This window comes from Halegenticoccus soli (assembly GCF_002844195.1).
Lineage (GTDB): Archaea > Halobacteriota > Halobacteria > Halobacteriales > Haloferacaceae > Halegenticoccus > Halegenticoccus soli.
In genome coordinates, this window is the sequence record NZ_PEND01000001.1 from 706218 (window position 1) to 732059 (window position 25842).

Annotated in this window: 27 protein-coding genes and 1 tRNA gene; 14 read left to right on the forward strand and 14 right to left on the reverse strand. The window is 68.2% G+C overall.

The genetic code is table 11. From position 1 onward, the window contains the following. The first annotated feature begins 13 nt into the window (after positions 1-13). The 3 genes from CNO20_RS03640 (at position 14) to CNO20_RS03650 (ending at position 3629) form a co-directional block, all read left to right on the forward strand. Complete coding sequence (locus tag CNO20_RS03640; RefSeq protein ID WP_101294641.1) at positions 14-265, forward strand: DUF8006 family protein; 252 nt, start codon at positions 14-16, stop codon at positions 263-265. A gap of 88 nt (positions 266-353) precedes the next feature. Further along, positions 354-1229, forward strand: coding sequence for a homoserine kinase (locus tag CNO20_RS03645; protein WP_101294642.1), 876 nt, complete (start codon positions 354-356; stop codon positions 1227-1229). A 93-nt stretch (positions 1230-1322) separates the two neighbouring features. Beyond that, positions 1323-3629 carry an amino acid permease gene (locus tag CNO20_RS03650; protein WP_101294643.1) on the forward strand — a complete coding sequence of 769 codons (2307 nt, stop codon included), beginning with the start codon at positions 1323-1325 and terminating at the stop codon, positions 3627-3629. Between the two features lie 143 nt (positions 3630-3772). Here CNO20_RS03650 and pdxS read toward each other — a convergent pair whose 3' ends face one another. Further along, a complete protein-coding gene (pdxS, locus tag CNO20_RS03655) occupies positions 3773-4681 on the reverse strand; it encodes a pyridoxal 5'-phosphate synthase lyase subunit PdxS (protein ID WP_101294644.1) in 909 nt (302 codons plus the stop codon). A 139-nt stretch (positions 4682-4820) separates the two neighbouring features. Here pdxS and CNO20_RS03660 point away from each other — a divergent pair, with 139 nt between their 5' ends. The 5 genes from CNO20_RS03660 to CNO20_RS03680 all read left to right on the forward strand — a co-directional run bounded on the left by CNO20_RS03660 (position 4821) and on the right by CNO20_RS03680 (position 8660). Continuing rightward, positions 4821-5330, forward strand: a complete 510-nt coding sequence (locus tag CNO20_RS03660) for a hypothetical protein (RefSeq protein ID WP_101294645.1) — start codon at positions 4821-4823, stop codon at positions 5328-5330. A 138-nt stretch (positions 5331-5468) separates the two neighbouring features. Further along, complete coding sequence (cysE, locus tag CNO20_RS03665) at positions 5469-6047, forward strand: serine O-acetyltransferase (RefSeq protein WP_233203894.1); 579 nt, start codon at positions 5469-5471, stop codon at positions 6045-6047. A 257-nt stretch (positions 6048-6304) separates the two neighbouring features. Next, a complete protein-coding gene (locus tag CNO20_RS03670) occupies positions 6305-6970 on the forward strand; it encodes a helix-turn-helix domain-containing protein (protein WP_143423140.1) in 666 nt (221 codons plus the stop codon). 501 nt (positions 6971-7471) lie between these two features. Then, entirely contained in the window at positions 7472-7861 is a 390-nt protein-coding gene (locus tag CNO20_RS03675; RefSeq protein ID WP_101294647.1) for a hypothetical protein, read from the forward strand. Positions 7862-8003: 142 nt separating this feature from the next. Next, the gene (locus CNO20_RS03680) at positions 8004-8660 is read left to right on the forward strand and encodes a helix-turn-helix domain-containing protein (protein ID WP_101294648.1); all 657 of its coding nucleotides are present in this window, start codon (positions 8004-8006) and stop codon (positions 8658-8660) included. A gap of 35 nt (positions 8661-8695) precedes the next feature. On the opposite strand, the gene CNO20_RS03685 is transcribed toward CNO20_RS03680, so the two are convergent. After that, positions 8696-8911, reverse strand: coding sequence for a DUF7835 family putative zinc beta-ribbon protein (locus CNO20_RS03685; protein ID WP_101294649.1), 216 nt, complete (start codon positions 8909-8911; stop codon positions 8696-8698). Between the two features lie 368 nt (positions 8912-9279). Between CNO20_RS03685 and CNO20_RS03690 the strand changes: the two genes are divergently transcribed. Further along, complete coding sequence (locus tag CNO20_RS03690; RefSeq protein WP_101294650.1) at positions 9280-9729, forward strand: pyridoxamine 5'-phosphate oxidase family protein; 450 nt, start codon at positions 9280-9282, stop codon at positions 9727-9729. A 494-nt stretch (positions 9730-10223) separates the two neighbouring features. Here CNO20_RS03690 and CNO20_RS22895 read toward each other — a convergent pair whose 3' ends face one another. The 7 genes from CNO20_RS22895 to CNO20_RS03735 form a co-directional block, all read right to left on the reverse strand. Beyond that, positions 10224-10862, reverse strand: a complete 639-nt coding sequence (locus CNO20_RS22895; protein ID WP_101294651.1) for a twin-arginine translocation signal domain-containing protein — start codon at positions 10860-10862, stop codon at positions 10224-10226. 1016 nt (positions 10863-11878) lie between these two features. Then, positions 11879-12544, reverse strand: a complete 666-nt coding sequence (locus tag CNO20_RS03710; RefSeq protein ID WP_101294654.1) for a helix-turn-helix domain-containing protein — start codon at positions 12542-12544, stop codon at positions 11879-11881. Between the two features lie 343 nt (positions 12545-12887). Then, a tRNA-Pro gene (locus CNO20_RS03715) sits at positions 12888-12958 on the reverse strand. A gap of 190 nt (positions 12959-13148) precedes the next feature. Then, entirely contained in the window at positions 13149-14015 is an 867-nt protein-coding gene (locus CNO20_RS03720) for an RNA-guided pseudouridylation complex pseudouridine synthase subunit Cbf5 (protein WP_101294655.1), read from the reverse strand. Between the two features lie 2 nt (positions 14016-14017). Further along, positions 14018-14596, reverse strand: coding sequence for a (d)CMP kinase (gene cmk, locus CNO20_RS03725; RefSeq protein ID WP_101294656.1), 579 nt, complete (start codon positions 14594-14596; stop codon positions 14018-14020). A 102-nt stretch (positions 14597-14698) separates the two neighbouring features. Further along, positions 14699-15619, reverse strand: coding sequence for a DUF106 domain-containing protein (locus tag CNO20_RS03730; protein ID WP_101294657.1), 921 nt, complete (start codon positions 15617-15619; stop codon positions 14699-14701). A gap of 198 nt (positions 15620-15817) precedes the next feature. Next, the gene (locus CNO20_RS03735) at positions 15818-16441 is read right to left on the reverse strand and encodes an adenylate kinase (protein WP_101294658.1); all 624 of its coding nucleotides are present in this window, start codon (positions 16439-16441) and stop codon (positions 15818-15820) included. A gap of 100 nt (positions 16442-16541) precedes the next feature. Here CNO20_RS03735 and CNO20_RS03740 point away from each other — a divergent pair, with 100 nt between their 5' ends. The 4 genes from CNO20_RS03740 to CNO20_RS03755 all read left to right on the forward strand — a co-directional run bounded on the left by CNO20_RS03740 (position 16542) and on the right by CNO20_RS03755 (position 20384). Continuing rightward, positions 16542-16955 (forward strand): DUF7975 family protein, encoded by a 414-nt coding sequence (locus tag CNO20_RS03740; protein WP_101294659.1) that lies wholly within the window; start codon positions 16542-16544, stop codon positions 16953-16955. A gap of 177 nt (positions 16956-17132) precedes the next feature. Next, positions 17133-17576 carry a universal stress protein gene (locus CNO20_RS03745; protein WP_394337236.1) on the forward strand — a complete coding sequence of 148 codons (444 nt, stop codon included), beginning with the start codon at positions 17133-17135 and terminating at the stop codon, positions 17574-17576. 267 nt (positions 17577-17843) lie between these two features. Then, a complete protein-coding gene (locus tag CNO20_RS03750) occupies positions 17844-20066 on the forward strand; it encodes an amino acid permease (protein WP_101294661.1) in 2223 nt (740 codons plus the stop codon). An 84-nt stretch (positions 20067-20150) separates the two neighbouring features. Further along, entirely contained in the window at positions 20151-20384 is a 234-nt protein-coding gene (locus CNO20_RS03755) for a hypothetical protein (RefSeq protein WP_101294662.1), read from the forward strand. A gap of 67 nt (positions 20385-20451) precedes the next feature. Here the strand turns inward: CNO20_RS03755 and CNO20_RS03760 are convergent, their stop codons facing one another. Together CNO20_RS03760 and gatD are read right to left on the reverse strand one after the other, a co-directional pair. Next, positions 20452-21408, reverse strand: coding sequence for a GNAT family N-acetyltransferase (locus CNO20_RS03760; protein ID WP_101295020.1), 957 nt, complete (start codon positions 21406-21408; stop codon positions 20452-20454). After that, positions 21405-22652, reverse strand: coding sequence for a Glu-tRNA(Gln) amidotransferase subunit GatD (gatD, locus tag CNO20_RS03765; RefSeq protein ID WP_101294663.1), 1248 nt, complete (start codon positions 22650-22652; stop codon positions 21405-21407). Before gatD ends, CNO20_RS03760 begins: the two co-directional genes overlap by 4 nt. 88 nt (positions 22653-22740) lie before the next feature. Between gatD and CNO20_RS03770 the strand changes: the two genes are divergently transcribed. Continuing rightward, positions 22741-23235 carry a hypothetical protein gene (locus tag CNO20_RS03770; protein WP_101294664.1) on the forward strand — a complete coding sequence of 165 codons (495 nt, stop codon included), beginning with the start codon at positions 22741-22743 and terminating at the stop codon, positions 23233-23235. On the opposite strand, the gene CNO20_RS03775 is transcribed toward CNO20_RS03770, so the two are convergent. From CNO20_RS03775 to CNO20_RS03785, 3 genes are all read right to left on the reverse strand, one after another. Further along, complete coding sequence (locus CNO20_RS03775; protein WP_101294665.1) at positions 23228-23887, reverse strand: ArsR/SmtB family transcription factor; 660 nt, start codon at positions 23885-23887, stop codon at positions 23228-23230. The two genes, CNO20_RS03770 and CNO20_RS03775, sit on opposite strands and share 8 nt — an antisense overlap. Positions 23888-23901: 14 nt before the next feature. Continuing rightward, entirely contained in the window at positions 23902-25023 is a 1122-nt protein-coding gene (locus CNO20_RS03780) for a hypothetical protein (RefSeq protein ID WP_101294666.1), read from the reverse strand. Between the two features lie 100 nt (positions 25024-25123). Continuing rightward, the gene (locus CNO20_RS03785; protein ID WP_101294667.1) at positions 25124-25771 is read right to left on the reverse strand and encodes a DUF1405 domain-containing protein; all 648 of its coding nucleotides are present in this window, start codon (positions 25769-25771) and stop codon (positions 25124-25126) included. Between the last annotated feature and the right edge of the window lie 71 nt (positions 25772-25842).

Sequence of the window (25842 nt, forward strand, 5' to 3'; positions counted from 1 at the left end):
GATAGGCGTAAGAATGCTCCCGCTACAGGTCATCGACAGTTTCCTGCTCGAGTACAACGTCGGGCAGGCGCTGCTGCTGGCGTTCGTACTGACGACTCTCGCGACGCTCCCGCTGAAGTCGCAGAAGGTACTCGCGCTCAACACCATCCTCTTCGGGATCATCTTCACCCTGACGCCGCAGAGCCTCGCGCCGCTGCACTACCTCTTTCTCGGCATCGTCCTCGTCGTCATCGGCCCGATGCTGTACGTGACGGCGCGCGCCTGACCGGCCCAAACCGACGCGAACCGGCGCGAACCGGCGCGAACCGACCCGCCTCCGCTACCTTTTTGCCCCGACTCCGGAAAGGCAGGACATGATCGCTGTGAGGGCCCCCGCGACGAGCGCGAACCTCGGGAGCGGTTTCGACGTGTTCGGCGTGGCCCTCGACCGTCCCGCCGACGTGGTCCGCGTCGAGGAGGCCGACAGGACCACGATCGAAGTGACCGGCGTCGGCAGCCACTACATCCCCGAGGACCCCGACAAGAACACGGTCGGCGCGGTCGCCGACGCGCTCGACGCCCCCGCGCACATCAGGATCGACAAGGGCGTCAGACCCGCCTCGGGACTCGGATCGTCGGCGGCCAGCGCCGCCGCCGCGGCGCTCGCGCTGAACGAACTGTACGACCGCGGCCTCTCACGGCAGGAGCTGGTTCCCGTCGCGGGCGAGGGCGAGGCGGTCGTCTCCGGCGAGGCGCACGTCGACAACGTCGCGCCGGCGCTGCTCGGCGGGTTCACCATCGCGTCCGAGGCCGGGGTGACGGCCGTCGACGCGTCCATCCCGCTCGTCGCCTGCCTCCCCGAGATCGCCGTCTCGACCCGCGACGCCCGCCGCGTCGTTCCCACCGAGACCGACATCGGCGATCTCGTCCGCACGGTCGGCTGCGCGGCCACGCTGACGGCCGGGATGTGCCGCAACGACCCGCGGCTCGTCGGCGAGGGGATGTACGACACGGTCGTCACGCCCGCGCGGGCGGAGCTCATCACGGGGTACGAGGCGGTCCGGGAGGCGGCGCTGGCGGCGGGCGCGACGGGCGTCACCGTGAGCGGGGCCGGCCCGGCCGTCCTCGCCGCCTGCTACGGGGCCGATCGGCGGGCGGTCGCGAGCGCCATGGTCGACGCCTTCGCGGACGCCGGGGTCGACGCGCGGGCCTACCAGACGGCGATCGGCGGCGGCGCGACGGTGCTCTGAACGCCGGCACTGCGTCAGGATCGCGACGACGTTTAAAGCGACGGGAGAGGCGGCCACGTCGTTCATTGTACTCAGGGGAGTCCGTGAAACACGATGGTAGAGCACACCCGATCCCTGGGGTTCCGAGTCGCGTTCGCGCTCGGCCTCGGAACGATGATCGCCGCCGGCATCTTCTCCCTGTCCGGCACCGCTATCGCCGAAATCGGAAGTAGCGCCGTCATCGCGTTCGTCATCGCCGCGGCGGTCGCGGGCATCACGGCGGCGTCGTACTCGGAGTTCGCCTCCATCTACTCGGAGAACGGGGGCGGCTACCTCTTTTCGTCACGGACGTTCGAAAACGAGTACCTCCTCTTCGGTATCGGCGTCTCGCTCTTTCTTGGGTACACCGGCACCACCGCGTTCTACCTCGCGACGATGTCCGAGTGGGTGCAGGAGTTCGTTCTCCCCTCCGCCGTCCACCTCCCCCACGGGACGTCCGCGGTGGGGACGGCGATCCTGCTCGGCGTTCTCAACGCGAGGGGGACCGAAGAGAGCGGGACGTTCCAGGTCGTCGTCACCGGCGCGAAGGTCGCCGTCCTGCTCGCGTTCGTCGGCGGCGCCTTCGCGTTCAAACCCGTGTCGGCGACGGCGGGGACGTTCACGAGTCGGTTCGTGCTCGATCCGGTCGGCATCCTCCAGATCGCGTCGCTCGCGTTCATCACGTTCTTCGGCTTCTCCGCCATCGCCGCGAGCGCCGGCGAGATCATCGAACCCCGAAAGACGGTCCCGAAGGCGATCGCCGCGAGCATCCTCACGGTGACGGTGCTGTACGTCTTCGTCATCGTCTCGATGATAAACGCGCCGACGCCCGCGAGCGTCATCGCCCGGCAGGGGGAAACCGCGATGGGTCGGGTCGCCGCCGACTTCCTCGGCGGGATCGGGCGGAGCCTCATCGTCGCCGGCGCGATCTTCAGCATGGTGAGCGCCTCGAACGCCAGCATCCTCGCGGCCACGGGCATCGGGAACCTCATGGGCCGGCAGGGGCAGGCCCCGCGCCGGTTCTCGCGCATCCACCCCGAGTACGGGACGCCGTTCTGGAGCGTCGTCGCCTGCACGCTCGCGATCACTGCCCTCATCGTCGCCTTCATCGCCGTCTTCCCGGCGGAGGGCGGGTTGTTCGGGCTGAATCTGGGGCTGACAGCGCTCACCGGGTTCGCGACGCTGAACCTCCTCGTGCCGCTGTCGGTCGTCAACCTGGCGCTCGTCTACTCGCGGCGGAAGTTCCCCGACGTCGAGCGCCCGGTGAAGGTTCCGCTCTCGCCCGTCGTCCCGGCGCTCGGCATCGTCGCCAACCTCGCGCTCATCTACAACCTGCCGCTCGAAGGTATCGTCACCGGTTTCGCGCTCGAAGCGGCGCTGATACTCGCGTACGTGGCGTGGGGCGGCGCGCCGGACGTCGAGACGCTGTCGGAAGTGGCCGTCTCGCCCCGATCGCCGCTGAACGCGGGCGGCGACGTCGAATCGAGACGCGGCGCCGCGCCGACCGAAGACCGGTTCCGGGTGCTCGTCCCTGTCGCCCGTCCGGTCAACGCCCCCAAGTACGTCCGACTGGCGTCGGAACTCGCGACGGCGCGGGGCGAGGATCCGGTGGTACAGGTCGTCAACGTCACGTGGATTCCGGACCAGACGCCGAGCGAGTCGGTCGTCGACCACGCGAACAAGCGCGCCGAGGCGTTGACCGACGCCCTCGCGGACGTCGAACTGGACGTCCACTACACGGTCGAAGGGCACATCTGCCGCGACATCGCGTTCGACGTCCTCCAGACGGCGCGCAACGACGGCGCGGACGCGATCGTCATGGGCTACCCGGAGGAACACCCCCACGTCACGGAGAAGGTCGAGTACGACGCGCCGTGCGACGTGTTCTTCGCCGACGGCTTCGCCGAGTCGACCGACCTCTCGCCGGTCACCATCGGCGCCGGGGGCGGGCCGCACCACGAAGCGCTACTACCGTGGGTGCGTGAGATGGCCGCCGGGGGAACCGACGTCCACGTCGTCGCCGTCGAACCGGCCGGACGCGGCGGCACGCCGGAGGACGTAGAGGAGACGCTGCGGTCGTTCGCCGAGTCGGGCGCGGTGCAGACCCACCGGGTGAACGCGGACACCGTCGCCGACGGACTCGTCTCGACGGCGGCAGAACTCGGCGGGATACTGCTCGTCGGAGCCTCCCGGACCCGGTTCCTCCGCCGGTGGGTGTTCGGGAGCACGCCCGACCGTGCGGTCGATCTCGCCGGCGACGTCGGCGTGCCCGTCCTCGTGTACGCGAGTCCGACGGGCGTGCGCGGCCGCGTCGGGGGCGCGCTGTTCACCGCGTATCGGTACGCGAGGAAACTCGGCACCTCGCCCCAGTCGGCGTCCTGAGGCGCCGACGGACTCGCCGACTCACCCGAGCGCGGACGGTCGCGGGAAGCGAGGGGCGACCGCGGCGACCCCGTCGGCCGGAGCGACCGGAGGTGCGGAAGGGGGCGGACGCACCGGAAATCGAACGGCGGCGGGGGCCGCTCTCAGACGCCCCGTCCCTGGAGCCGCTCCTCTTCGGGCATGCCGACGTTGGACTGCCCTTTCATCCCCTTGCCGATGTCGGAGGCGATGTCGGCGAGGCGCTCCGGGTCGTCCCAGTTGTTCACCGCCTCGACGATGGCGTTCCCCATCTCGACCGGGTCCTCGGCGCCGAAGATGCCCGAGCCGACGAAGATGCCGTCGCAGCCGTGGTGCATCATGAGCGCGGCGTCGGCGGGGGTGGCGATGCCGCCCGCCGCGAAGTTCACGACCGGCAGGCGACCGAGCTCCGCGGTCTCGTGGACCAGGTCGGCGGGCGCTTCGTTCTCGCGGGCCCACCGCTCGCGCTCCTCATGCGTTTTCCCCCACAGCTCGCGGATGGTGCCCTTGATCGCTCGCTGGTGGGTGACCGCCTGGTTCACGTCGCCGGTGCCGGCCTCGCCCTTCGTGCGGATCATCGCCGCGCCCTCGTCGATCCGGCGCAGCGCCTCGCCGAGGTTCCGGGCCCCGCAGACGAACGGCGCGGTGAACTCGCGCTTGTCGATGTGGTAGTCGTTGTCCGCCGGGGTGAGCACCTCGGACTCGTCGATCATGTCGACGCCGATCGCTTCCAGGATCTGCGCTTCGGTGCGGTGGCCGATCCGGGCCTTCCCCATGACCGGAATCGACACCTCGTCGATGATCTCGGCGACCCGCGCCGGGTCCGCCATCCGCGCGACGCCGCCGCGCTTGCGGATGTCGGCCGGGACCGCTTCGAGCGCCATGACCGCGACGGCGCCGGCGTCCTCGGCGATCCGCGCCTGCTCGCGGGTGACGACGTCCATGATGACGCCGCCCTTCTGCATCTGCGCGAACCCGCGCTTGACCAGTTCAGTGCCCCGCTTTAAGTCCTCTAGGTCGGTCTCTTCGGGCATGCCCGTTGCTTGGAGCGGACGCACTTATCCGTGTCCTTTGCCGAAACCCCCGGACCGAACGGCGCGCGGACGCGGCGAGCGTCTGACGCGCGTCTGACGCGGATTGAATAGCCTCGAACGCCGTAATTCCATCCAAGCCATGCCTGAGAGCCTCGACGACCAGGACGCGGCGGACACGGCTAGCGGCGGTCGGCCCGGGACCGACTCCGTCATCGCCGGCATCCAGGGCGAGCTGGACGAGCGGATGGCGCAGCTCAAGAGCGAGCGCGCCCGGCTCGAAGATCAGTGCGACCGACTCGAACGGGAGTACGCCGAACACCAGCGGCAGATCGATCAGATCGGGCGCGAGCTGGCGCACCTCACCGAGCTGTACAAGGCGGTCGAGCGGAACCACACCGCGTACCTCGACGGGGAGACCGACCCCGCCACCACCGGCAAGTCGCTGCGGACGGTGAGCGACGCGTCGCCGGGGGCGCTCTCTATCGACGACATCGTGCCGCCCGATCTGGGGGCGGGGCTGGACGCCCGATCGAAGCGCCACCCCGAGCGACGGGCGTGGCAGGACGACCGCGACCGGATGCAGGCGCACCTCTTGAAGCGCCTCAAGTGGTGGGTGTTCGGCAAGAAGAAGGGGCGCGACCGGCTCTGATCGTCGTTCGGTTCTCCGTTTTCTGTTTCTCTTCGGCGGATCGAACGCCGCCCCCGCGCGCCGAAGAGCGCCAGCGTTACGAGGGGAGGGGGCGTACGGGTAAGCGATCGCAGAGTACCTTCGCCAGGAGACCGAACGATGCTCGACCGAATTAGATCACTGCTCGCACGGGGGAGAGAGGACGTCAGAACCGCGCTCTCGAAGGATCCGGCGGCCAAGAGCGCGGTCGAGGTGTTGCTGTGTTACCCGGGTCTGCACGCGATCTGGATGCACCGGATCGCACACGCCCTGTGGGAGCGGGACATCCGTCTCGCGGGGAGGGTCGTGTCCCACGCCGCGCGCGGCCTCACCGGCGTCGAGATCCACCCCGGCGCCGAGATCGGCAGGCGCTTTTTCATCGATCACGGGATGGGGGTCGTGATCGGCGAGACGGCGGAGATCGGCGACGACGTGATGCTGTACCACGGCTGCACGCTGGGCGGGGACACGCTGGAGGACGAAAAGCGGCATCCGACCCTCAAAGACGGCGTGACGATCGGCGCGAACGCCACGCTTTTGGGGCCGATCCTCGTCGGCGAGAACTCGAGCGTCGGAGCGGGGTCGGTCGTCCTCGATTCGGTGCCGCCGAACTGCACGGTCGTCGGCAACCCCGCGAAACTGGTCGGCGAGTGCGGCGAGGACGGCTCGATCGAACTCGGAAGGGAGTTCGGCGATTGACGTCCTCCCCGCCCTGCAGGGCGGGCTTTCTCCTCGATTCTCCGTAGGAGCGACGCCGCTCGGAAGGCCGAGACACCCTCGTTTCGGCGCGCTCTCGTCCCCGCACGCGGGGGTCGGTCACCGGATCGTGTCCGTCCGAATTCATAATGGAACCTCTATGCGGTTGGCGACCGTCTCTCCGCACGGAATGGAGAGAACTGTCGGTGCGTGATCGAGCGTCGGGGCGCTACGAGACGTGACCGCGACGTGGTGGTACCGTGATACTCGCCGAATTTCGCGTTGATCAGCCGATTCTCCGCCGGACGCTCGACCACGTTCCCGGGATGACCGTGACGTGGGAGCGATCCGATCGGATCGGCGGCGATCGAACGCAGTTTCTCGTGTGGGCCGAGGGCGGCGACTTCGAGGCGTTCGAGGCGGCGCTCGCGGACGACCCGACCGTCACGCCGCCGCGACAGACGATGAACTTCGTGAGTCGACGCCTCTACGTGCTGGAGTTGACCGAGGAAGGGCGTCAAACCTGCATCTACCCCCTCATGGTCGACGAGGGTGGACTCGTTCGGGAGATGACCGCGACGTCGGACGGGTGGCGCCTGCGCGTAGCGCTTCCGGACCGCCGGGCGCTCACCCACCTCCACCGGTTCTGTCGAGAAAGCGGCATCGACTTCGACCTCCGGCGGCTCTACGTCCGGGCCGACGAGACGGGCGTCTCCGCGTACGGTCTCTCCCCGAAGCAACGCGACCTTCTCCTGCAGGCCTTCGAAGCCGGCTATTTCGAGGTTCCCCGGAAAATCACGCTGTCCGAACTCGCGGACGAGTTCGGGGTCTCGAACCAGGCGCTCTCCGAGCGCCTCCGTCGCGGCGTCCGGACGCTCATCGCGCAGACGCTGGCGAACACGGTGGAAACGTCCCGCGGAGAGTAGCCGCGGCCGCCGGCGGGACGCGAGGGGGTTTCCGTCGAACGTTCGATCGCGCCTTCGAAGGCCGTCACGCGCGTCCGGCGGGCGTTTGCCGCTCGGCGACTTCCCCTGCGGCGGGATCGCGTCGATGTCGCCCGGTTTCGCGGCGACGCCGCGGGAACTGTCCGAAGGTAATAATATTCATACGTACAAATGTGATTATTTTCGAATCGGTGAAAATATAGATCAGGGACGAACAGCACAAATCGACACGTTTAACAACGGACTCGTGGTCCAATGGCTTGGAGCGGGACAGCCACCGAGAGCACGGTATCGACAGCCGACCCAGGTGTCTGCGATTGTCTGGTTGGGGGCAATCGGAGCGCAGCGTTTCGCTGGACCGCTTACAACCGGGCAGGCCAGCCATGTACACTGAAGAGAGCCATCTCTCGAAATCCGTCGAACGCCAACCGAAATCGATTCCAACCCCGGACGCCGGGCGAATCGGCAGGTGGGGGTGTTGAGATGCCGAGCTCGCCGCAATCCGAACTGGAGAGCGAAGCGGGTATCGACGGACGGGCGGAAGACATCTCGGAGATTTTGACGGACGAACGGTCGCGGGCGATCGTTCAAGCCCTCGTCGAGAACGAGGGGGAGCTTCACATCTCCGAGCTCGTGGACGAGGTCATAGAACGGGAACGGAACGGCTTCGACGGCGGCGGGGACGATCTGTCGGTCGGTTGGAGATCGATCCCCCCGTGGGCGTTTAGCCTCGTGAGCCTGGGGGGGATAACGACCGTCCTCGGCTCGCACTTCGAAATCGGCCATTTCGTCGTTCTCTCCATCGAAGCCTGGGCGAGCGTCTTCTTCGGACTCCTCGTCGCCCTCCACGTTTATTCGACCGCCCGATCCTGATCGCGAACGGCGATGGTCGACTGACGCTGCAGGCGAGAGAAAGCAGAGGATAGATACCGCCCGATCCGGAGTAATCAGATGACCGCGCCGAAGAACGTTCGGTTCTCCCGGATAGAGCGGATGACCGTCGCGGGACCGCACCATGATAATCACCGAATTCCGCCTCGAACATCCAATCCTCCGGGAAGCGCTCGCTCGCGTTCCCGACATGGAGATCGCGTGGGAGCGATCAGACGTGGTCGATCAGCGTCGCGTTCGGATTCTCGTGTGGGCCGAGGGCGGCGACTTCGAGGCGTTCGAGGCGGCGCTCGCGGACGACCCGACCGTCACGCCGCCGCGACGGACCGTCGAAATCGGGGATCGCCGGCTGTACCAGATGGACCTGATCGGCGAGGGGCTTCGAACCAGCATCTACCCGCTTCTCGTCGAAGAAGGCGGAATCATCCGGGAGCTGACCGCGACGTCCGACGGGTGGCACTTCCGGGCGACGTTTCCGGATCGCCGGACGTTTTCGCGCTTCTACTCGTTCTGCGAGGAGCGGAACGTCGACTTCGAACTCCAGCGACTGCACGTCGAGGTCGCGGGTACCCGAAATTCGACATACGATCTCTCGTCCAAGCAGCGCGAACTTCTCCTGCGGGCGCACGAAGCGGGGTACTTCGAGATCCCTCGGCGGACCACGCTGGACGAGCTCACGGACGAGTTTCAGATATCGAGTCAGGCGCTCTCCGAACGGCTGCGTCGCGGGCTGGACACGCTCATCGCGGAGACGCTGGCGAGAGCCGAGTCGACGGAGTAGCTCGCCCGTTCGAGCGCGTTTCGGCGATCCGGCGTTCAATCGCCATGGAACCGCGACTGGTGCGACTTCGCCCCGCACGCCTCGCAGAGCGCCGTCCGGACGGGTTTGCGAGCGTGCTTTGCGTTTTCGGGGGCGACTTCGTCCCTCGTCGTCGTCTCTCGAAGCGCGATTTCGATCCGGTGGACCGTTTCGCGGCCGCAGTGCTGACAGTACGACACCGCTTCGTCGGGCTGTAGATCGAACGAATCCATTGCAGTGACAGCTCCTGATCGCTGGTCGGGCGTCTCGCCCCGGCGGTGCGGAGACGACACCGTGTGCCGTTCGCGGAGACGTTCGGGGTCGTATTTACCGAACGTGGGAGTCGGTCCGTACGCGGAGGCGGGTGTTTCGAGCGAAATCCTCGACGCCGCCGATAGATCACCTCTCGGATACCGGCCCCCCGAAGACGCGAGGCGGGCAGAGTCGGCCGCGGGTACGCGCGCGGACGCCACACGCTCGTCGAGCGCGCGCTGCGCGCAAAGCGAAAGCCGCTGCCGCACAGGCCGAAACTGTTCGGCTCTGCGCGAAACTCCCGTATTCGTTACTGAGACCTTTTCTGCCCTCAAATCGTGCCTCCACTATGCAAGCTCTCCGGTGGGTACGGATGACCGAGAACGAACTGAGCGAATTCCTCGGAAAGGGCGGCACGGGCGTGCTCTCGTTTTCGACGGACGCCGACGCCCCGCCGTTCTCGCTGCCGGTGTCGTACGGGTACGACGCGGACACGGCGAACCTCTACTACCGTCTGGCGTTTCCCCCGAACAGCGGGAAAGCGGACGTCGTCGACAACCCCGTCGCCTTCGTCACGCACGCCCGGACGGACGCCGGATGGCGCAGCGCCGTCGCGACCGGCCGCCTCGACGAGCTGACGGACGCGCCGTACGAATCGGCCGCCGTTCAGGGGCTGTGGGCGGTCCAGATCCCGATGGTCGACATCTTCGATCGCCCCCCGGAGGAGCTGACGTTCCGCCTGTTCCGCCTCGCCCCCGACACGCTGACGGGGCGGAAGGAGGTCCAGTCCCAACCCTGACCGGCGGGTATTCCGCGGACCGTCGGGGGACCGACGATCCGCGAACGTCCGGACGCTCGGCTCGGCCGGTCGACGGGGTCCTACGAGCCGTTGCCGGGATCTCGGCGGTTGTTTCTGGCGGTCACCGCCGCTCGGTTCAGGGATTCGCCCAGGTCCTCCGCCCGGTCCGGGCTCAGCCGCATGACCTGTCGTTTCCCGTCGTACGTTATGACCACGACTACGGTGTCCCCGCGAACAGTGACGGTGTAGCTCCTCGTCGAACCCACCTCAGAGGCCCCCCGTTTCGGTACCCACGCGGATCGGGTACGGGGGCAAACACCCCTCCCCGGAAACCGACCGCTCCGATTCACCGGAAGAGGCGTCGCGTCGCCCCCCTTCCGATCGTCGCTGTCCGATCCGGACACCTCGGTCGAGTAGGGGCCCGGTTTGTCGGAGTCGAGCCGTGAAGAAAAAACGGGTCATGTTCGTCTCGGTCGAGCTCGAGCGCGACCTGCTTACTCGCTCGTCGGATTGACCGTCGCCTCGACCAGGTTGAGCTGGTCGGCGAAGTAGTTCGCACCCTCGGTCGCGAATCTCATGGAGTCTCCCTGCGAGACGTTCACGTCGCCGGGATCGTTGAACATGAGCGCGTAGAGCGCGGTGGGCGTCTCGGTGTAGCGGATGACCCATCCCTGGTAGTCGCCGGGGTTCTGCACTACGTTGATGTTTCGGCCCCTCCCACCCTGCAGAAGGTCGATCGTCAAGGAGTTCGGAAGACTTCCCGTGACTCTGAACCGCGCACCCGGGATGAAGTCGTTGGCTTGCACGAGCACCGACCCCGACTCCTGGGCCGCGACGCTTCCAGTCGCACCGAGACCGAGCGCCAGCGCCCCGGTCGCCACCGCTCCCTTCTTCATGAACGAGCGGCGGGATTCGTCGCTGTTCAGTTGTCCGAGGAGACTCTCCTCTTCCGCCGGTCGGGTTTCTCTTTCTGTCATGGTTCGATAGATCGATCCTTTGAGTGTCCGGTTTGATAGTCGGCTTCCGTTACCACCCCACTCAATTCGGAACACCCTAGTTTGACTGGAGACTTCGCTCGGACACAAACCACACTCTCGCATTTCAGCCTCCTTAACTCCGGACGCGAAACGCATCGAGACCCGACAGCTTACGCCGATCCCTCCCAACGCACGCCGGTGGCCGGGGTCGGAGACGCAGCCGCCCCGCGGTAATGCGGGAGCGTAGGCGATTCACGGAACGGCGGGGTCCGCGAAGCGTTTCGGGCGCAGACCGATCCGCGCCGGGCGCGGCACCGCGTTCGATCCTCCCCTCGCGCTTCTGTGCGCCGACGGGGGAATTCGTCACCGATCACCTGCGGTCCGTCTGTTCGAACCGGGGTTCTACCCCCTCAAAGAGCGGTCTCGACGGGATCAGCGAGACGACGAGAAGAACGACGAACACGGCACCGCTCATCCCGGCCGGCGGTCCGAGGTGGTACAGTCCTACGTTCCGACGATCGCTGTCAGCAGGCCGTCGGTCTCGGCGGCCCGTAAACCGCTGAACGCGCCGGTCGAACATCGCCGTCGATTGCTCAGTTGCAGACGAATGATAGCGGGGGCCGATACGCGCGTTCGGCGACCAGTTGATCCGGAGAGGAAAGCGAGAAACGGAACGCAGGTCGACGGAGAAACGAGGCCGCGTCCTTCGGCGGCATCCGGGGTCGCATCACTCACGATCGTCGAAATCACTGTGAAACGGGCTACTCTCCCTGTTCCACTGTTCGACACCCGGGCAGTCGTGATTCTCGGGAAGTTGATGTTCCGGACAGTAGGCGTTACCGCAGTAAGAACACGCTCGATCTCCAGCGATTTTTTCACCACACCGTTTGCACGCTCCCATGCGGTACCTACACGATCGACACTTATAGTCTCACGCCGGAGTAGTTGCTCGACTTGGCGGAAGCGGCGGCTACCCCCGGAGGGATTGACTGCGCATTCGATCTGCTCTACGCCGTCGTAGTCTTCTCGAATTCGGTTTCCTCGAGATCGTCGAACGGCATCGGAATTTCAGTTGCATGAATTCTCATAAGGAATCAAATAATTATAGACAATCTCTAAATGAATCATAACGAAAATAAAAATACTCAGTTTACGCGGGGGTTGTCTGCGTTTTACTCTTTTCCTTGACGGTGGATGGTGGTGAATATATCATCGAGAATGGCTTTGACCGCTCGCCGAATCCGCTCGGAGACCGCCTGCCCAGAGATCCCAAGCTCGGCTGCAAGCTCTTGTTGACTCACTTCGCGTGGGATATCGAAGTAGCCGCGAATATAAGCTTCGACCAGTGCATCGTACTGGCCCTCAGTGATGTCGGCTGTAAGTTCTTCAGCGCCATGCTCGGTGTATATCGCTCTAAAATCAGCCGGGATACCGTGTTCTTGCAATTTTTCCCCAACGGTTGAGACGGCATTTTTGTCGAGCGCGCGCAGCCAGAAGTGCCAGCCGTCGGTAGTGATCACTCCTTGTTTAAGAACGGTATCGTGATCATAGAAGAGGATGCGAAAGAGCGATCGCAGCTCCTCGTTTTCTGACTCAAGTCTGTAAAGTCGAGACGAACCCTCCGTTGTCAGCGTAGTAATATCCTTTATTAGTGGGTTCTCGCGTGCCTGTGCTTCGAACCGGTCGAAGTCGTCCCCCGTCGCCCAAACAAGGAGTTGAATTGTCTTTTCGCCAACGAACGGGAACTGTCCCGGCTCGATCCGAAGTTCCATGTCTGGGACTGCTGTAAGTGACTCTTGGAGGAACGGGAACTGCAGCGTGAATTTGGCGGTGATCACAGGCTGTTAATTCTTGGTGGCCCTGTGCAGCCGCGGACGATTCTCTGTGATATTTCTCCTTTCATAGGGATCGTTGTAGGGGAATGCTGACCGCCTGTGGGGAAAATGTTGCCGGCGAAAGATACTTGTGGAACCTGACACGGGACTAACGGCAGGCAGACAGGAGAGATTCGAACTCGTCGAGACGATCGTCCGAACGGAGTGAGGACGCTGCGACTCGCCTCTCGAATCTCGTCGCTCGACACGTTCGCACGTCTCGCTGTCGCTCGGCGAGCAGGAACAGTGGGACCGCCGACGGCTCGCTCCGCTCGCCCTCGTGCTCCCATTTTCGCGGAGCGAAAAGTGGGACCGCCGAGATTCGAACTCAGGTCCGACGCACCCCATGCGCCGAGGATACCGCTACCCTACGGTCCCGCATATCGGGGAACGGGCGTCCCTTAATTAAGGGCTTCGTTTCGCCGTCGGCGTCCGCGCCTCCGCCTCGCGATTTCCGCGGCGCGACCTCGATCCGTCGGGATCGGGCGGTCCGTCCCCGCCCTCCCCGTACCCGCCGGGAGCGTCGCTCCCGGCTCGGAAACGAGAGCGCGCGAATCCCGCCGGGAGGTTAGACGAGGACGCGCTCTAACCGCACTACCTCGCCGCGCTCCGCGTCGGGATCGCCGACTAACCGTCCGAGGCACACTGCGGCGCCGTCGGGCGTGTAACACGCGAGCAGCCGTCCGCGTTCGACCCCGCCGTCGGCGGCGACGACGCCGGGGGCGTACACCGGCGCTCCCTGCGCCACCTGCTCGGCCGCGCTCTCGGCGATGACGACCCGCGGGAGGTGTTCGAGCGCCCGTTCGGCGGGTCGGACGGTCTGCCGCAGGAGCTCCTCGTCCCCCTCCGCGGCGAACGCCAGCGCGTCCGCGAGGTCGTGCAGCGTCGCGAGGTCCGAGTCGTCGAACGGGTCCGTCGCCGTCCGGCGGAGGTGGCCCATGTGCGCGCCGGTTCCGAGCGCGAGGCCGAGGTCGTGACAGAGCTTCCGGACGTACGTTCCGCTCTCGCACCGAATCCGGAGGAGCGCCTGTCGGTCCCGAAGCTCCAGCAGGTCCAGGTCGTACACCTCGCGCGTCCGCAGGCGGCGCGAGACGGCGCTCTTGCGCGGCGGTTTCTGGTACAGTTCGCCTTCGAACTCCGCGACGACGGCCTCCAGATCGCTCGGCGGCCGCCCGTGCAGTTCGAGCACGGCGACGTACTCCTTCGCGCCCTCGAGGAACACCTGCGCCAGTCGGGTCGCGTCGCCGAGCAGCACCGGCAGACAGCCCGTCACCTTGGGATCGAGCGTTCCGGCGTGCGCCGCCCGCTCCGCGCCCGCCAGGTCGCGGACCCACCCGGTCATCTGGTGGGCCGACGGACCGGGCGGCTTGTCGAGGTTCACGACTCCGAATTCGAGGAGGGCGTCCGCGTCGCGCTCGTCGGGCGGGCCGCGCATCGTCAGAAGTCGTACCGGACGCCCTCGACGGGATGTTTGCCTTCGTCGGCGTCGGGGTCGTACGCCTCGACCGCGTTCGCGAGCACGTCGATCACGGCCTCCGGGCCCCAGCGCGCGGTGTTGAACGCGAGGTCGTAGATCGAGAGATCGTCGATCGGGATGTCGTAGTACTCCCTGTAGCGCTTCTTCTCGCTCGCCTCGCGCCGCTCGGTCTCCTCGCGCGCGGCGGCGACGGCCTTGTCCTCGCGGTCGGCGATCCGGGCCGCGCGGACTTCGAGCGGGGCGTCCAACCAGAGGCGGAGGTCGGCGAAGTCGCCCGCGAGCCAGCCGGCGAGCCGGGATTCGAGCACGACGTCGTCGCGCTCCTTCGCGATTTCGTACAGCCGCCGGTCGAGGTCGCGGTCGATCGCCTCGTCCTCCTCCGCCAGTTCGTTGAACTCGACGGGCGAGTACCCCCGCTCGGCGGCCAGCGCGCGGAAGATGTCGCCGCCGCTCACGTGGTCGAGTCCGAACCGCGCGGCCAACTCGGCCGCGTTGGTGCTCTTGCCGCTACCCGGCGGGCCGGAAACGGTGATCAACATACTCACTCTCGAACGGACGGATTAAAATGCGTTACCTTCCCGAGCGGGCGCGACAGTGGTTGTACCGCCGCACGGGAGGTCGGTTCGGGGCGGTACGGGATCCTACGACGTCGACGGCGTCGTGCTGATGTTCAGCCCCTTGCGGATGATCTGGGTGAACGCCATCGAGCAGAGGAAGTACCAGACGATCCACAGCTGGATGGGGCCGAGGAGCGAATCCTGCCACCCGACTTCGCCCGCAAGCGGGATCGTCATCGGGGTTAGATCGATGTGCGCCGACGCGTTCGCCCCGATCCCGACCGCCCAGTACATCCAGAGGAACACGGGGATGGTGAGGAACATGATCCACACCATGGGGCGGAACTGCTCTTTGAACATGCCCATCTGGTCGCCCATCGCCTCCATCTGCTCCTCCTGGATCTTCTCCAGGGCGGCATCGTCGCCCGACTCCTGGGCTTCTTTGCGGCGGCGCTGGATGTCCTTCATCCGCTCCTGGTACATCCCCATCTTCTCCATGTTCATCAGGTTCGCCTGCAGCAGCGTCGAGTACAGGCCGGTCGCCAGCGCGAGCACCATCACGACCGCGTAAAAGGGGAGCATCTCCGCGATCGGGCCGAGCACGACGTGGAAGGCGCTGCCGACGAGATTCCGAACGGGCGCCCACGAGTAACCGAGGAACAGCCCGACGGTCACGAGCGCCGCGCCCTTGTCCCACTTCGACCACGTCGTCCCCTCGATTTCGTCGTCGCCGCCGGCGGCGGCCGTCGCGCCGGAGTCGTCGTCCTCCGAGAGCGCCCGGCGGGTCGCCTCGGGGTCGGCGAGCGAGAACCCCTCGCCCCCCTCGCCGTCGACGAGGACGCCCTTCTCGATGAGCCGCCCCCACTGTCCGCTGGTCAGGTCGTCGCGGACGTCGACCCACCGGACCTCCCCGCGGTCAGCCCGATCGAGCACGGTCTCGACGGCCGACCGCATCTCCGGATCCTCGGCCACGAGCGACCTCACCTTTGCTTCGATACGTGCCATTACCCGTCGGTAGTAATCGACTGGTTATGAAGCTTTTACTCTCCGATTCCCGCCGCGGGACCCGTGCCCCGCCGCGGGCGGCTGCGCTGGCGGGGACGCGCTGGTCCGACGGTCCGGTCTTCCGTCGGTCGAAAGCGCGGCCATTCCCGGCTCCGATCCGACGAGTCGGGCGATCTCTGATCTTCCGCCCGCTCGCGGTTACCCGGCCTGCTCGCGGACCACGTCGGCGATCCGTTCGAACACCTCGTCGGGCGTCCCCTCGCCGTCGACCTCGACGAGTTTGCCCCGCTCGCGGTAGTGTTCGATGACCGGCTCCGTGTTCTCGCGGTAGACGCGCAGCCGTTCGCGCACCGTCTCCTCCGTGTCGTCGTCGCGCTGGACGAGCCGCTCGCGGACCGCCTCGTCCTCGGGCATGTCGAACTCGACGTGGTAGATGTCGCCCGTCTCGGGGTCGAGCCGACGGCCGGTGAGCCGCCGGACCAGTTCCTCCTCGCTCACGTCGAGGTAGACGACGGCGTCGAGGTCGGTGATCTCCGAGAGGTACTCCGCCTGCGAGAGGTTGCGCGGGTAGCCGTCGAGGACGTAGCCGTCAGCCTGCGACAGCGCCTCCCTGACGATCTCGTTGACGACCTCGTCCGGCACGAGCTCGCCCTCGTCCATGTACTCGCGCGGCGTCCCGTACTCGGTCTCCATGTCCTTGTTCGCGCGGAGGGCGTCGCCGGTCGTGACGTGTTCGAGGTCGAACTCCCCGGCGAGACGCTTGCTCTGCGTTCCTTTCCCCGCACCGGGTGCTCCGAGCAGAAGCACGTGATAATCCGCCATGTCCCCAGGTTCACCAGCCTTCGTTAAGGAGGTGTTGTTTCCGGCGAGCGTGCGCCGCTCGAAGCCGATCCTTTTTGACGCTGACGACGTACCCGCCGCCATGACGCGATTCGACGCCGACACGCCGACGGAGCGGCGCAAGCTGTTCGCCGACGCCGTCGCCGCCCACCGCGAGCGCGCCAGTCCCTACCTGACGATCGAGGTCCCCGCCGACCCCGACCTCGACGGGGTCGACGAGGAGGGCGACCCGCTTCCGGGGCCGTGGATCCAGTTCACGGAGCGGACGTTCAACCTGGACGCCACCGACGAGGAGCTCGACCGCCTGAAGGCCCTCGTCTCGGAGTTCCCCGAGTTCCGGATCGACCAACTGGAGAGCCCGGAGAACGCCGAGGGGACGAACGTCCGGATCACGGCCCGTTCAGACGCGAATCGGCTGGCCGGTTTCGTCGACCGCGCGTTTCAGGAGGTGTACGGTCGCGACGAGGGATACCGGGCGTGGGTGACCGCGATCTGACGCCGGGCGGCCGCGCGCCGGCGCGAGTTCGATCGAAACTGGTCGCTCCGGCGGAATCACCTAAGGCGTCGGCCCCCGTACCCCGGCGCATGAGCGCCGACCGACCGTCACCGCGGACGCGCCGCGCCGGGACCGCCTCCTGCGACTCCCCCCTCTCGACCGCCGGGGGTGTCCGCCGTGTCTGATCCGCTCCTCGCGTATCCGATCGTGCCGATCGCGAACGAGGACGACGCGCGCGCGACGTGCGACGCCGTTCTCCCGTACGTCGCCGACGCCGGCGGGCGGATGCTCGTCGTCCACGTCGTCGAAAAGGCCGGCGGCGCACCGGACAAGGCCTCCGTCGAACAGCGAGAGGAGCTCGCCTCGGAGATGTTCGCCCTCGTCCGCGAGCGCGCCGCGGAAGCCGGCGTCGAGGCGGAGACGCGGGTGCTGTACGGGACCGACGTGGCGACGGCGATCCTCGAAGCGGCCGCCGAGGCAGACGCGAGCGCCGTCGTCTTCTCCCCCCGCGGCGGGAAGCGCTGGTGGGAGCTCTTCGCCGAGAACGTCAGGAGGTCGCTCGTCACTGAGAGCGACAGGCCGGTCGTCGTGCTGCCGCGGGATCGCGGGGGCGACGAGTAACCGGCGATCCGTCGACCCGTCGATCTCCCCCGCATCCGCGGCCGATCGGCACCGCGCTCCGCGGGCCGTCCGGCGCGGCGATCCGGATGACGTTCACCGCGCGGCCGACGTGACCGCTCCGTCGCACGTCCGGCGAATCGCGGATCGAAGCCGTCGAGCGTCCTCGATTACGAATCAGTTAAACCGGGCGATTCGAATACCATTTGGTATGAAGACACGTCCGGAGAGAGTCACGACGATTCCGTCACCCCCGCGACGATTCCGCGCATAAGCGACGAGGAGCTCGCGAAGGACCTCGGTCCGCTCGCCGCGCTGACAATCGGCGTCGGCACGATGATCGGCGCGGGCATCTTCGTCCTCCCCGGGGCGGCCGTCGAGCGGGCCGGACCGCTCGCCGCCGTCGCGTTCGTCCTCGGCGGCGCGATCGCGCTCCTGACGGCGCTCTCGGCCAGCGAACTGGGGACGGCGATGCCGAAGTCGGGCGGCGCGTACTACTACGTCAACCACGCGCTCGGGCCGCTGTTCGGCAGCGTCGCCGGCTGGAGTAACTGGATGGGGCTCGCGTTCGCCAGCGCGTTCTACATGACCGGCTTCGGACAGTACGTGGTGCTGTTCCTCCCGGTCCCCGACCTCACCGTCGGCGGCGTCACGCTCGCGGCGACCAAACTCGTCGCGCTCGCGGGCGCGGCGCTCTTCGTCTTCGTCAACTACGTCGGCGCGAAGGAGACCGGGCGGCTCCAGAACGTCATCGTCGTCACGCTCGTCGGCATCCTCGCCGCGTTCACCGCGGTGGGCGCGCTGAACGCCGACCTCGCCACCCTCCGGCCGATCGTCCCCCCGGACAGGGGCTTCGCGCCGCTGCTGCCGGTGACGGGGCTCGTGTTCGTCTCCTACCTCGGGTTCGTCCAGATCACGTCCGTCGCCGAGGAGATCAAAGACCCCGGCCGGAACCTCCCGCGGGCGGTGATCGGCAGCGTCCTCATCGTGACGACGATCTACGCCCTCGTGCTCGTCACGGTGCTCGCGGCCGTCGACAACAGCCTCGTCGCCGGAAACGACACGGCGGTGGTCGACGTCGCCCGGGCGCTCGCCGGTCCGCTCGGGGCGGCGGCGCTCCTCTTCGGCGGGCTGCTCGCCACGGCCTCGAGCGCGAACGCGTCCATCCTGGCCTCCTCGCGGATCAACTTCGCGATGGGCCGGGACCGGATCGTCAGCGCCGAACTGAACGAGATCCACCCCCGGTTCGGGACGCCGTACCGATCGATCGGCGTCACGGGCGCGTTCATCCTCCTCTTCGTCCTCGTCGCCGACGTCGAGACGCTCGCCACCGCCGGCAGCGTGCTCCACCTGCTCATCTACGGGCTGTTGAACGTCGCGCTGATCGTGATGCGCGAGGCCGACCCCGAGGACTACCGTCCGGACTATCGCGTCCCGCTGTACCCTCTCGTTCCGGCGCTCGGCGCGGTGGTCTCGTTCGCCCTGATCGCGTTCATCGAACCCTTCGTCGTCCTCCTGAGCCTCGCGTTCGTCGCCTTCGCCGGGCTCTGGTACCTCGGCTACGCCCGCGGCAAGGCGGACAAACAGGGCGTGCTCGGCCACTACATCCTCCACCGATCCGAGGAGATGCCGCGCTCCGCGGTGTCGGTGGCGACGTCGGTGCAGCCGGACGGCGGAACGTACCGCGTCATGGTGCCGCTCGCCAACCCGGCCCACGAGACGGATCTCATCACCCTGGCCAGCGCGATCGCGAAGCACCGCGGCGGAACGGTCGTCGCCATCAACGTCGTGCAGGTGCCGGACCAGACGCCGCTGGAGGCGGCGCGCGAGCAGGGGGATCTGGACGACGCCCACGCCATCCTCGCCGCCGCCCGCGACGACGCGGAGACCTTCGGCGTGTCGGTGGAGACGCACGCGGTCCTCTCGCACCGCTCGTTCGAGGAGGTGTTCGACGCCGCCCGGACCTACGGCGCGGACCTGACGGTGATGGGATGGGGGCCGGACTCCCACGGCGCGCCGGGCCGCGCCGAAGGGGCCGTCGACGAGTTCGCCCACTCGCTCCCCTGCGACTTCCTCGTCCTGAAGGACCGCGGGCTCGATCCGTCCCGGATTCTGGTGCCGACCGCGGGCGGCCCGGACTCGGATCTCTCCGCCGCCATCGCGGCGACGCTCCGCGCCGAGTACGGCTCCGAGGTGACGCTTTTACACGTGACCGACCACGAGACGGATGGAGAGGAGTTCCTCCGGTCGTGGGCCGAGGCGCACGACCTCGGCGACGCCCGCCTCGTCGTCGAGTCGGGCGACGTGGAGGCGGCCATCGAACGGCACGCCGCCGCCGCGTCGCTGCTCGTCATCGGCGCGACCGAGCGCGGGCTGCTCTCGCGACTCGTCCGGGGGACGCTCGTCCTCGACGTCGTCGAGGACGTGGACTGCTCCGTCCTCCTCGCCGAGACGGCTCGCGAGCGGACGCTCCGCGAGCGGCTGTTCGGCTGATCGCCGCGATCGCCGCTTTTCAATCCCTGTATTCCAAGGCCGAGCCCATATCCCCCGGCGGGCGTAACGTTTCACGCGAAGAAAATGACCCCCTCCAACGGATCCGACCGGGCGCCGGGCATCGAAAAGCGGGTTTTCGAGGCGTTCAACGACGACCAGCCGCGGTCGACCGCGGACGTCGTCGAGCAGGTCGACGTCGAACCCGCCCTGGTCGAGGACGCGCTCGTCGCGCTGGAACGGCAGGGCGTCCTCGAACGGCACGAGGTCGAGAAGCCGGACGAAGAGGGCGAGTCGGAGACGCTCTGGTACGCCGTCTGAGGCGGCTCCCCCGCACGCCTCCCGCCGGCGACCGCGCGGCGAACCGGGCCCGCGGTCGCCGACGGTCCTACCGACCGCGGGCGGTTTCGTCGGCCGAGTCGTCCGGCTCGTCGGTCAGGTCGGCCGCCATGACGAAGTCCGGCTCGTCCGACACCGCCGCGCGGGCGGCCGCCGTGTCGCTCACCCACCGGACGCTCTCGGGGACGAGCACGCGCGTCCGATCGGCGCCCGCGTCCGCGGCGTCGCGCTCGATCGCCCGGTAGAGCGCCCGGGCCGCCTCCGCGTCCGCCCACGCGCCGACCGCGTACTCGGCCCACGTCTCGGAGGCGCCCGCTTCGTTCTCGCGCTCGTAGCTCCGGTTTCTGAGCGAGAGCGCGCGCGTTCCCCCGTCCTGCACGGTGAAGAGCCGCCCCTCGTCGGCCGCCTCGCGCAGCCGATCGCGCGTCAGCTCGGAGAGCGCCCACGACTCCGCGCCGTCAAGCGCCAGCCCCTTCAGGTGCGCGCGGGCGTCGCTCGCGGTCCAGAACGCCCACCCGCCGTCGGGGTCTCCGGTCACGCGGAGGTCGGGCTCCGCGTCCGCGTCGGGCGTCGGCGTCGCCCACCGGAACTCCGTACAGGGGTCGAACCCCGCGGCGCGCGACTGGCCGAGTCCGGCGACGTTCCACGAGAAGACCATGTTCCGGACGACCGTCGCCCCCGCTCCCGCGGCCCACTCGAACAGCGCGTCGGTGAGCGCGAGCGCGACGCCGCGACCGCGGTACTCGGGGTGGACGCGCATCCCCTGCCCCCACGCCTCGTACTCGGAGAGCAGGACGCCCTGGCAGATACCGGCGACGTTCGTCGAGGGCGTGCCGCCCGCGCCGTCGCCCGCGTCGAGGACGAACGTCATCTGGCCGTCGTCGTCGCCCTCGATCCACTCGTGGTAGATTCGCGGGATGTAGTCTCCGCCCCGGTCCGGCCACGTGTCGGTCGTGAACGCGGCCACCGCGTCGTAGTCCTCCGGGCGGGCGCGCCTGACCGTCAGGTCCACGGTCGTGACCGCTCCCGCAGTTCGCCCGCCAGCGACTCGCCCATCGCGCCCGCCGGATCGCCGAGGTTGGCGAGCGCCCACATGAGCTTCACCTTCGCCGTCCCGGGGAGCGTGTCGCCCGCCTCGACGACGCCCGCGTCGAGCAGGTCGCGCCCGGTGTCGTAGACGCGGTCGCAGACGCGCCCGCCGAGGCACTGGCTCGTCATGGCGACGACCGCGCCCTCGTCCACGAGCTCCTCGATTCGGGGGACGAGGTCCGTGTGGACGTGGCCGAGGCCCGTCCCCTCGATCACGACGCCGGACTTGCCGTCGAGGTAGTCCCACGCCGCCGGATCCATCCCGGGGGTGAACTTCACGAGCTCGACCTCGGTGTCGAGGTCGGGCGCGATGTCGAGCGTCGCCGCGCCGCGCTCCCTGTACTCCCGGCGGAAGGCGACCTCCTCGGTCTCGTAGTTCACCTCGCCGAGCGGCCTCGCGCCGACCGTCTCGAAGGCGCTCCGACGGGAGGTGTGGTTCTTCCGGACGCGGGTGGCCCGGTGGAGCGCGCAGACGTCGTCGCTCTCCGTGGCGTGCATGCAGACGAGCACCTCCGCGCAGTCGCTCTTGGCGGCTTCGACGGCGCAGACGGCGTTCATCACGTTGTCGCTGGAGGGTCGATCGGCCGAGCGCTGGCTCCCGGTGAAGACGATCGGCACCGGCGCGTCGAGCATGAACGCGAGCGCCGACGCCGAAAACTGCATCGTGTCGGTGCCGTGCATGACGACGACGCCGTCGGCGCCGTTTTCGATCTCCTCGTGGACCGCCCGCGCGAGGCGCTGCCAGACCGCCGGCGTCATGTTCTCCGAGAGGATGTTCGCCACGACCCGGCCGCGGTAGTTCGCCCGCCCCGCGAGGTCGGGAACCGCTCGGAGCACGTCCTCGGCGTCGAACTGCGCCGTCACCGCGCCCGTCCGGTAGTCGACGGTCGAGGCGATGGTCCCCCCGGTCGAGATGAGCGCCACCGTCGGCAGGTCCGGGTCGAACTCGACGACCGAGCTCTCGTCCTCTCCGTCGCCCTCCCCGCCGACCTCGTACGAGCCGGATTCGAGCACCTCGACGTCGGCGCCCTCGCGCGCGACCCCGACGTTGTACCCGCCGTCGAGCTTGACGACCAGGTGTTCGGCCGTCGTCGACGGCATCAGCACCCCTTCGTTCGCGACGCCCCCGCGCTCGACGCGGACGCGGTCCCCTGGGTTCATACAGCGTGGTACCGCCGGACCGGACTTGAAAGCATCCGTTCGGCCGTCCGGCACAAGAGCCTTGACCGACGCCCGCCCATCGTCCCGCATGCAGCGCAGCGATCAACGCGAACGCGAGTCCGTCGCGTTCGACGACGAGGCCGCCGGGGCGGGCGACGACGAGCGCGGCGGACAGCTCTCGGGGCTGGCGCGGCGGACCGGCTCACTGTTCTCGATCAAGGTGTTCCTCGCCGCGCTCGCGGCCTCGCTCGTCGGGCTGCTCCTCGGCGGGTCGATCCCGATCGTCGGGTTCCTCGGCCGGATCGCCGGGCTGTTCGTCGTCGCCTTCGTGGTCGGGCTCGCGAGTCGCCGCCGCCGGTACGTCGAAGTCGGGCTGGCCGCGGCGCTCGCGTCCGGGCTCGTGCTGGTCCTGACCACGCTCGGAACGTTCGGCACCGTCGCATTCCCCTTCGCGGTCCGGGCGTTCTCCCAGTACGGTACCGCGATCGCGGGCGTCGGCGCGGGCACCGGCCTGCTCGTCGCGCTCGTCGGACACTACTTCGGCCGGGATCTGCGCGCCGGGCTGACGAGGGAGGTCAGCTGATCCGCCACCGGCCGCCCCGGTTCTGCACCAGCCCGCGCTCGGCGAGCCGGCGGAGGGCGTCCTCGACTGCGCCGGCCGGCGCGTCCACCTCCGCGGCTATCTCGCCGGCGGTCCGCTTTCCGTCCGCGAGCGCGCCGAGGATTTCGGCGTAAAATCGGCTGTCCGCGTCGACCCCGAGCGCCTCGTTCAGCCGGTCGAGCACGTCGGTCATCCGCCCGTGAACCCACCGCTGGGCGAGCGACAGTTCGTTTTCGAGCTCCTCCAGCCGGGAGAACTCGGCCGCGAGATCGGAGAGGTCCTCCTCGTCGTCGTCGAGCGCGCGCGTCTCCAGGGAGACGTGCGGACAGCGTCCGGTCATGTCGAAGCTCGGGTTCGCCGGGTACGCGCTCTTCGCGCCGAAGCCGTACGGCGAGACGCTCACTTCGAGACGGAGGTTGCGCGAGATGTGGAAGTACTTCCGCCGCTGGTCGTCGGTGCGGCTCTCTATGAGCCCGGCCTCCTCTAACTTCCGCAGGTGGTCGATGACCGCCTTCGGACTCACGCCGAGGTACTCGCTGATCTCGGTGACGTAACACGGCTTGTGCGAGAGCAGCCGGAGAATGCGCCGACGGTTCTCGTTGCCGAGGAGATCGAGGAGCACCGCAGAGTCCATGCTGTGGTCGTACGCTACGAAAACTCAAAAGGCTGACTCACCGCGTCAACCAACCCGGCGATAAAAACGGGCGGCGTCAGCGACCCGACGAGCGAAGCGAGCGCCGGACGGTCGCCGGAGGCGTCCGCCGGCCCGTCGGCGGCGGCCGTCAAGTCGTCGGAGCGGTTCGTCGAACCGTCGGCGGCGGCCGTCGAGCCGTCGGAGGCGTTCTCGTCGCTTCGGCTCCGATCTGCGGCGTTCGGGTCCGCGTTCTCGTTGCGATCGCCCGGGTCGGTCGTCTCTCCGCCGACCGGTCGATCCGCAGTCGGCGCGTCCGCGGTTGCCTTCGCGTCGGCCGCGTCGCCCGGCGCGCCCGTTGCGCCGCGGTCCGCGTTCGGTCGGCTCGCCGGAGCCGAGCGGGACCGGTTCGTCGCGGCGTCGACCGATTCGCCCGCGGCGTCGGATCGGTTGACCGCCCGTTCGGCGGCGGTTCCGTTCGCGTCGGCCGTCGGCGCTCCTCCCCCGACCGACGCGCTCGCGCCGCGGGCCGGCTCTCCCGCCGGTCGGCTCGCGGCCCACACCGGGCCGTCGGTCGGCGGGCCCCGGACGCGGTCGACGCCGGCGTCGATCTGGTCGAGCCGCGTCGTGTTGGCGCCGAGCTCGGCCGCGGGTTCGCGCGCCGAGTCCACGACGGCGTCGAGGATCAGAAGCTGCGTTTCGATCCGACTCAGCCGCGCCCGGTACTCGAGATCCGAGACGTTCCCGTTCTCGTACTCGCTTTCGAGCTGCTCGCGCTCCGATTCGAGCGCGATGAACTTCGACCCGAGGTCGTCGATCCGCTGCTCCATCGTCGCGGCCGTCTCCGTCCGTTCGAGTCGGCGCTCCCACAGCTCGCGGTCGACGGTCCCCCTCGTCTGGGCGCTCATCGACTGCACGAACGACGAGAGCTCCGTTCCGAATCCCATACTCGCGCCGGCCCGCTTTCCGCTCGTCGCGTTCCGGATCTGCGCCTCGCTCGCCACCGGCGGCTCGCCGATCGGCTCCGACGGGGCGTGCAGCGACTCCGCGACCCCGGACGACGCCGACGCTGCGGCCGCCGGACCGCACGCGGCGGCGACGAGAGAGAGGCAGGCGACGAGAACGTAAACCGTTCGCATAGGTAACCGGTAGCGTCGTCCCCTAGTATAAACGAGAGCCTTCGTTCGTTTCGTTCATTGGGTGTGAACTGTCTCGGTGCGTAAGTTTGCACCGTTCACCTCAGTCGTTTTCGGCCAGCGGGGCGAACTCCCGCGCCGCGAACGCGACGGAAAGCACCGACAGCGCGACCGTCGCGGCCGCGAGCGTCGCGCCCGGTTCGTACCGGATAGGCGGGTGATAACCGAACGCGTAGTCGAAGGCGTCGCTCGCGAGCATCAGCCCCAGCGCGAGCGCGAGCGCGCCCCGCGTCGTCCGCCCCACCCGCGCGATGAGGAGGGCCTCGACGACGAACAGGACGTGGGTGAGGATGATCCCCCAGTAGCTCCACAGCGAATCGAGCGTGAACCCGACGTACAGGTCGGGGCGGAGGTTCAGCGCGACGACGGTCCAGAGGCCGTACTTGACGAGCCAGACGAAAGAGAGCGTGTGGAGGTACGCGAGCGGGCGGTTCGTCGGCGCGTCGAGCGGCGAAACGCGCCCGAGCGCCGGCAGAAGCGTCGCGAGGGAGAGCGTCGCCAGCGCGAGGGCCGTCGGCGAATCGCCGTACAGCGGCCACAGGAACGTCCCCACCGCCGGCATCGTCTCGACGTAGTACCGCACGCCGACGAGGAACGCCGTCGCGTTGACCACGAGCAGCCAGACGAGGCTCGGGCCGTTGCCGAGGTAGTACTCGACGAGTCGATCCGGGACGACGCGCTCTGCGACCATGCGGGATGAGCGCGCGGCCGGGCAATAGGTCTCGCGGTCGCGCGACGACTCCCCCGCGCGTCGGACCGGCG

What these genes read in the sequence shown, in the direction of transcription:
- CNO20_RS03640 (WP_101294641.1), top strand. Translation starts at nt 14, where the DNA reads ATGCTCCCGCTACAGGTCATCGACAGTTTCCTGCTCGAGTACAACGTC.
- CNO20_RS03645 (WP_101294642.1), top strand. Translation starts at nt 354, where the DNA reads ATGATCGCTGTGAGGGCCCCCGCGACGAGCGCGAACCTCGGGAGCGGT.
- CNO20_RS03650 (WP_101294643.1), top strand. Translation starts at nt 1,323, where the DNA reads ATGGTAGAGCACACCCGATCCCTGGGGTTCCGAGTCGCGTTCGCGCTC.
- pdxS (WP_101294644.1), bottom strand. Translation starts at nt 4,681, where the DNA reads ATGCCCGAAGAGACCGACCTAGAGGACTTAAAGCGGGGCACTGAACTG.
- CNO20_RS03660 (WP_101294645.1), top strand. Translation starts at nt 4,821, where the DNA reads ATGCCTGAGAGCCTCGACGACCAGGACGCGGCGGACACGGCTAGCGGC.
- cysE (WP_233203894.1), top strand. Translation starts at nt 5,469, where the DNA reads ATGCTCGACCGAATTAGATCACTGCTCGCACGGGGGAGAGAGGACGTC.
- CNO20_RS03675 (WP_101294647.1), top strand. Translation starts at nt 7,472, where the DNA reads ATGCCGAGCTCGCCGCAATCCGAACTGGAGAGCGAAGCGGGTATCGAC.
- CNO20_RS03680 (WP_101294648.1), top strand. Translation starts at nt 8,004, where the DNA reads ATGATAATCACCGAATTCCGCCTCGAACATCCAATCCTCCGGGAAGCG.
- CNO20_RS03685 (WP_101294649.1), bottom strand. Translation starts at nt 8,911, where the DNA reads ATGGATTCGTTCGATCTACAGCCCGACGAAGCGGTGTCGTACTGTCAG.
- CNO20_RS03690 (WP_101294650.1), top strand. Translation starts at nt 9,280, where the DNA reads ATGCAAGCTCTCCGGTGGGTACGGATGACCGAGAACGAACTGAGCGAA.
- CNO20_RS22895 (WP_101294651.1), bottom strand. Translation starts at nt 10,862, where the DNA reads ATGCGTTTCGCGTCCGGAGTTAAGGAGGCTGAAATGCGAGAGTGTGGT.
- CNO20_RS03720 (WP_101294655.1), bottom strand. Translation starts at nt 14,015, where the DNA reads ATGCGCGGCCCGCCCGACGAGCGCGACGCGGACGCCCTCCTCGAATTC.
- cmk (WP_101294656.1), bottom strand. Translation starts at nt 14,596, where the DNA reads ATGTTGATCACCGTTTCCGGCCCGCCGGGTAGCGGCAAGAGCACCAAC.
- CNO20_RS03730 (WP_101294657.1), bottom strand. Translation starts at nt 15,619, where the DNA reads ATGGCACGTATCGAAGCAAAGGTGAGGTCGCTCGTGGCCGAGGATCCG.
- CNO20_RS03735 (WP_101294658.1), bottom strand. Translation starts at nt 16,441, where the DNA reads ATGGCGGATTATCACGTGCTTCTGCTCGGAGCACCCGGTGCGGGGAAA.
- CNO20_RS03740 (WP_101294659.1), top strand. Translation starts at nt 16,542, where the DNA reads ATGACGCGATTCGACGCCGACACGCCGACGGAGCGGCGCAAGCTGTTC.
- CNO20_RS03755 (WP_101294662.1), top strand. Translation starts at nt 20,151, where the DNA reads ATGACCCCCTCCAACGGATCCGACCGGGCGCCGGGCATCGAAAAGCGG.
- gatD (WP_101294663.1), bottom strand. Translation starts at nt 22,652, where the DNA reads ATGAACCCAGGGGACCGCGTCCGCGTCGAGCGCGGGGGCGTCGCGAAC.
- CNO20_RS03770 (WP_101294664.1), top strand. Translation starts at nt 22,741, where the DNA reads ATGCAGCGCAGCGATCAACGCGAACGCGAGTCCGTCGCGTTCGACGAC.
- CNO20_RS03775 (WP_101294665.1), bottom strand. Translation starts at nt 23,887, where the DNA reads ATGGACTCTGCGGTGCTCCTCGATCTCCTCGGCAACGAGAACCGTCGG.
- CNO20_RS03780 (WP_101294666.1), bottom strand. Translation starts at nt 25,023, where the DNA reads ATGCGAACGGTTTACGTTCTCGTCGCCTGCCTCTCTCTCGTCGCCGCC.
- CNO20_RS03785 (WP_101294667.1), bottom strand. Translation starts at nt 25,771, where the DNA reads ATGGTCGCAGAGCGCGTCGTCCCGGATCGACTCGTCGAGTACTACCTC.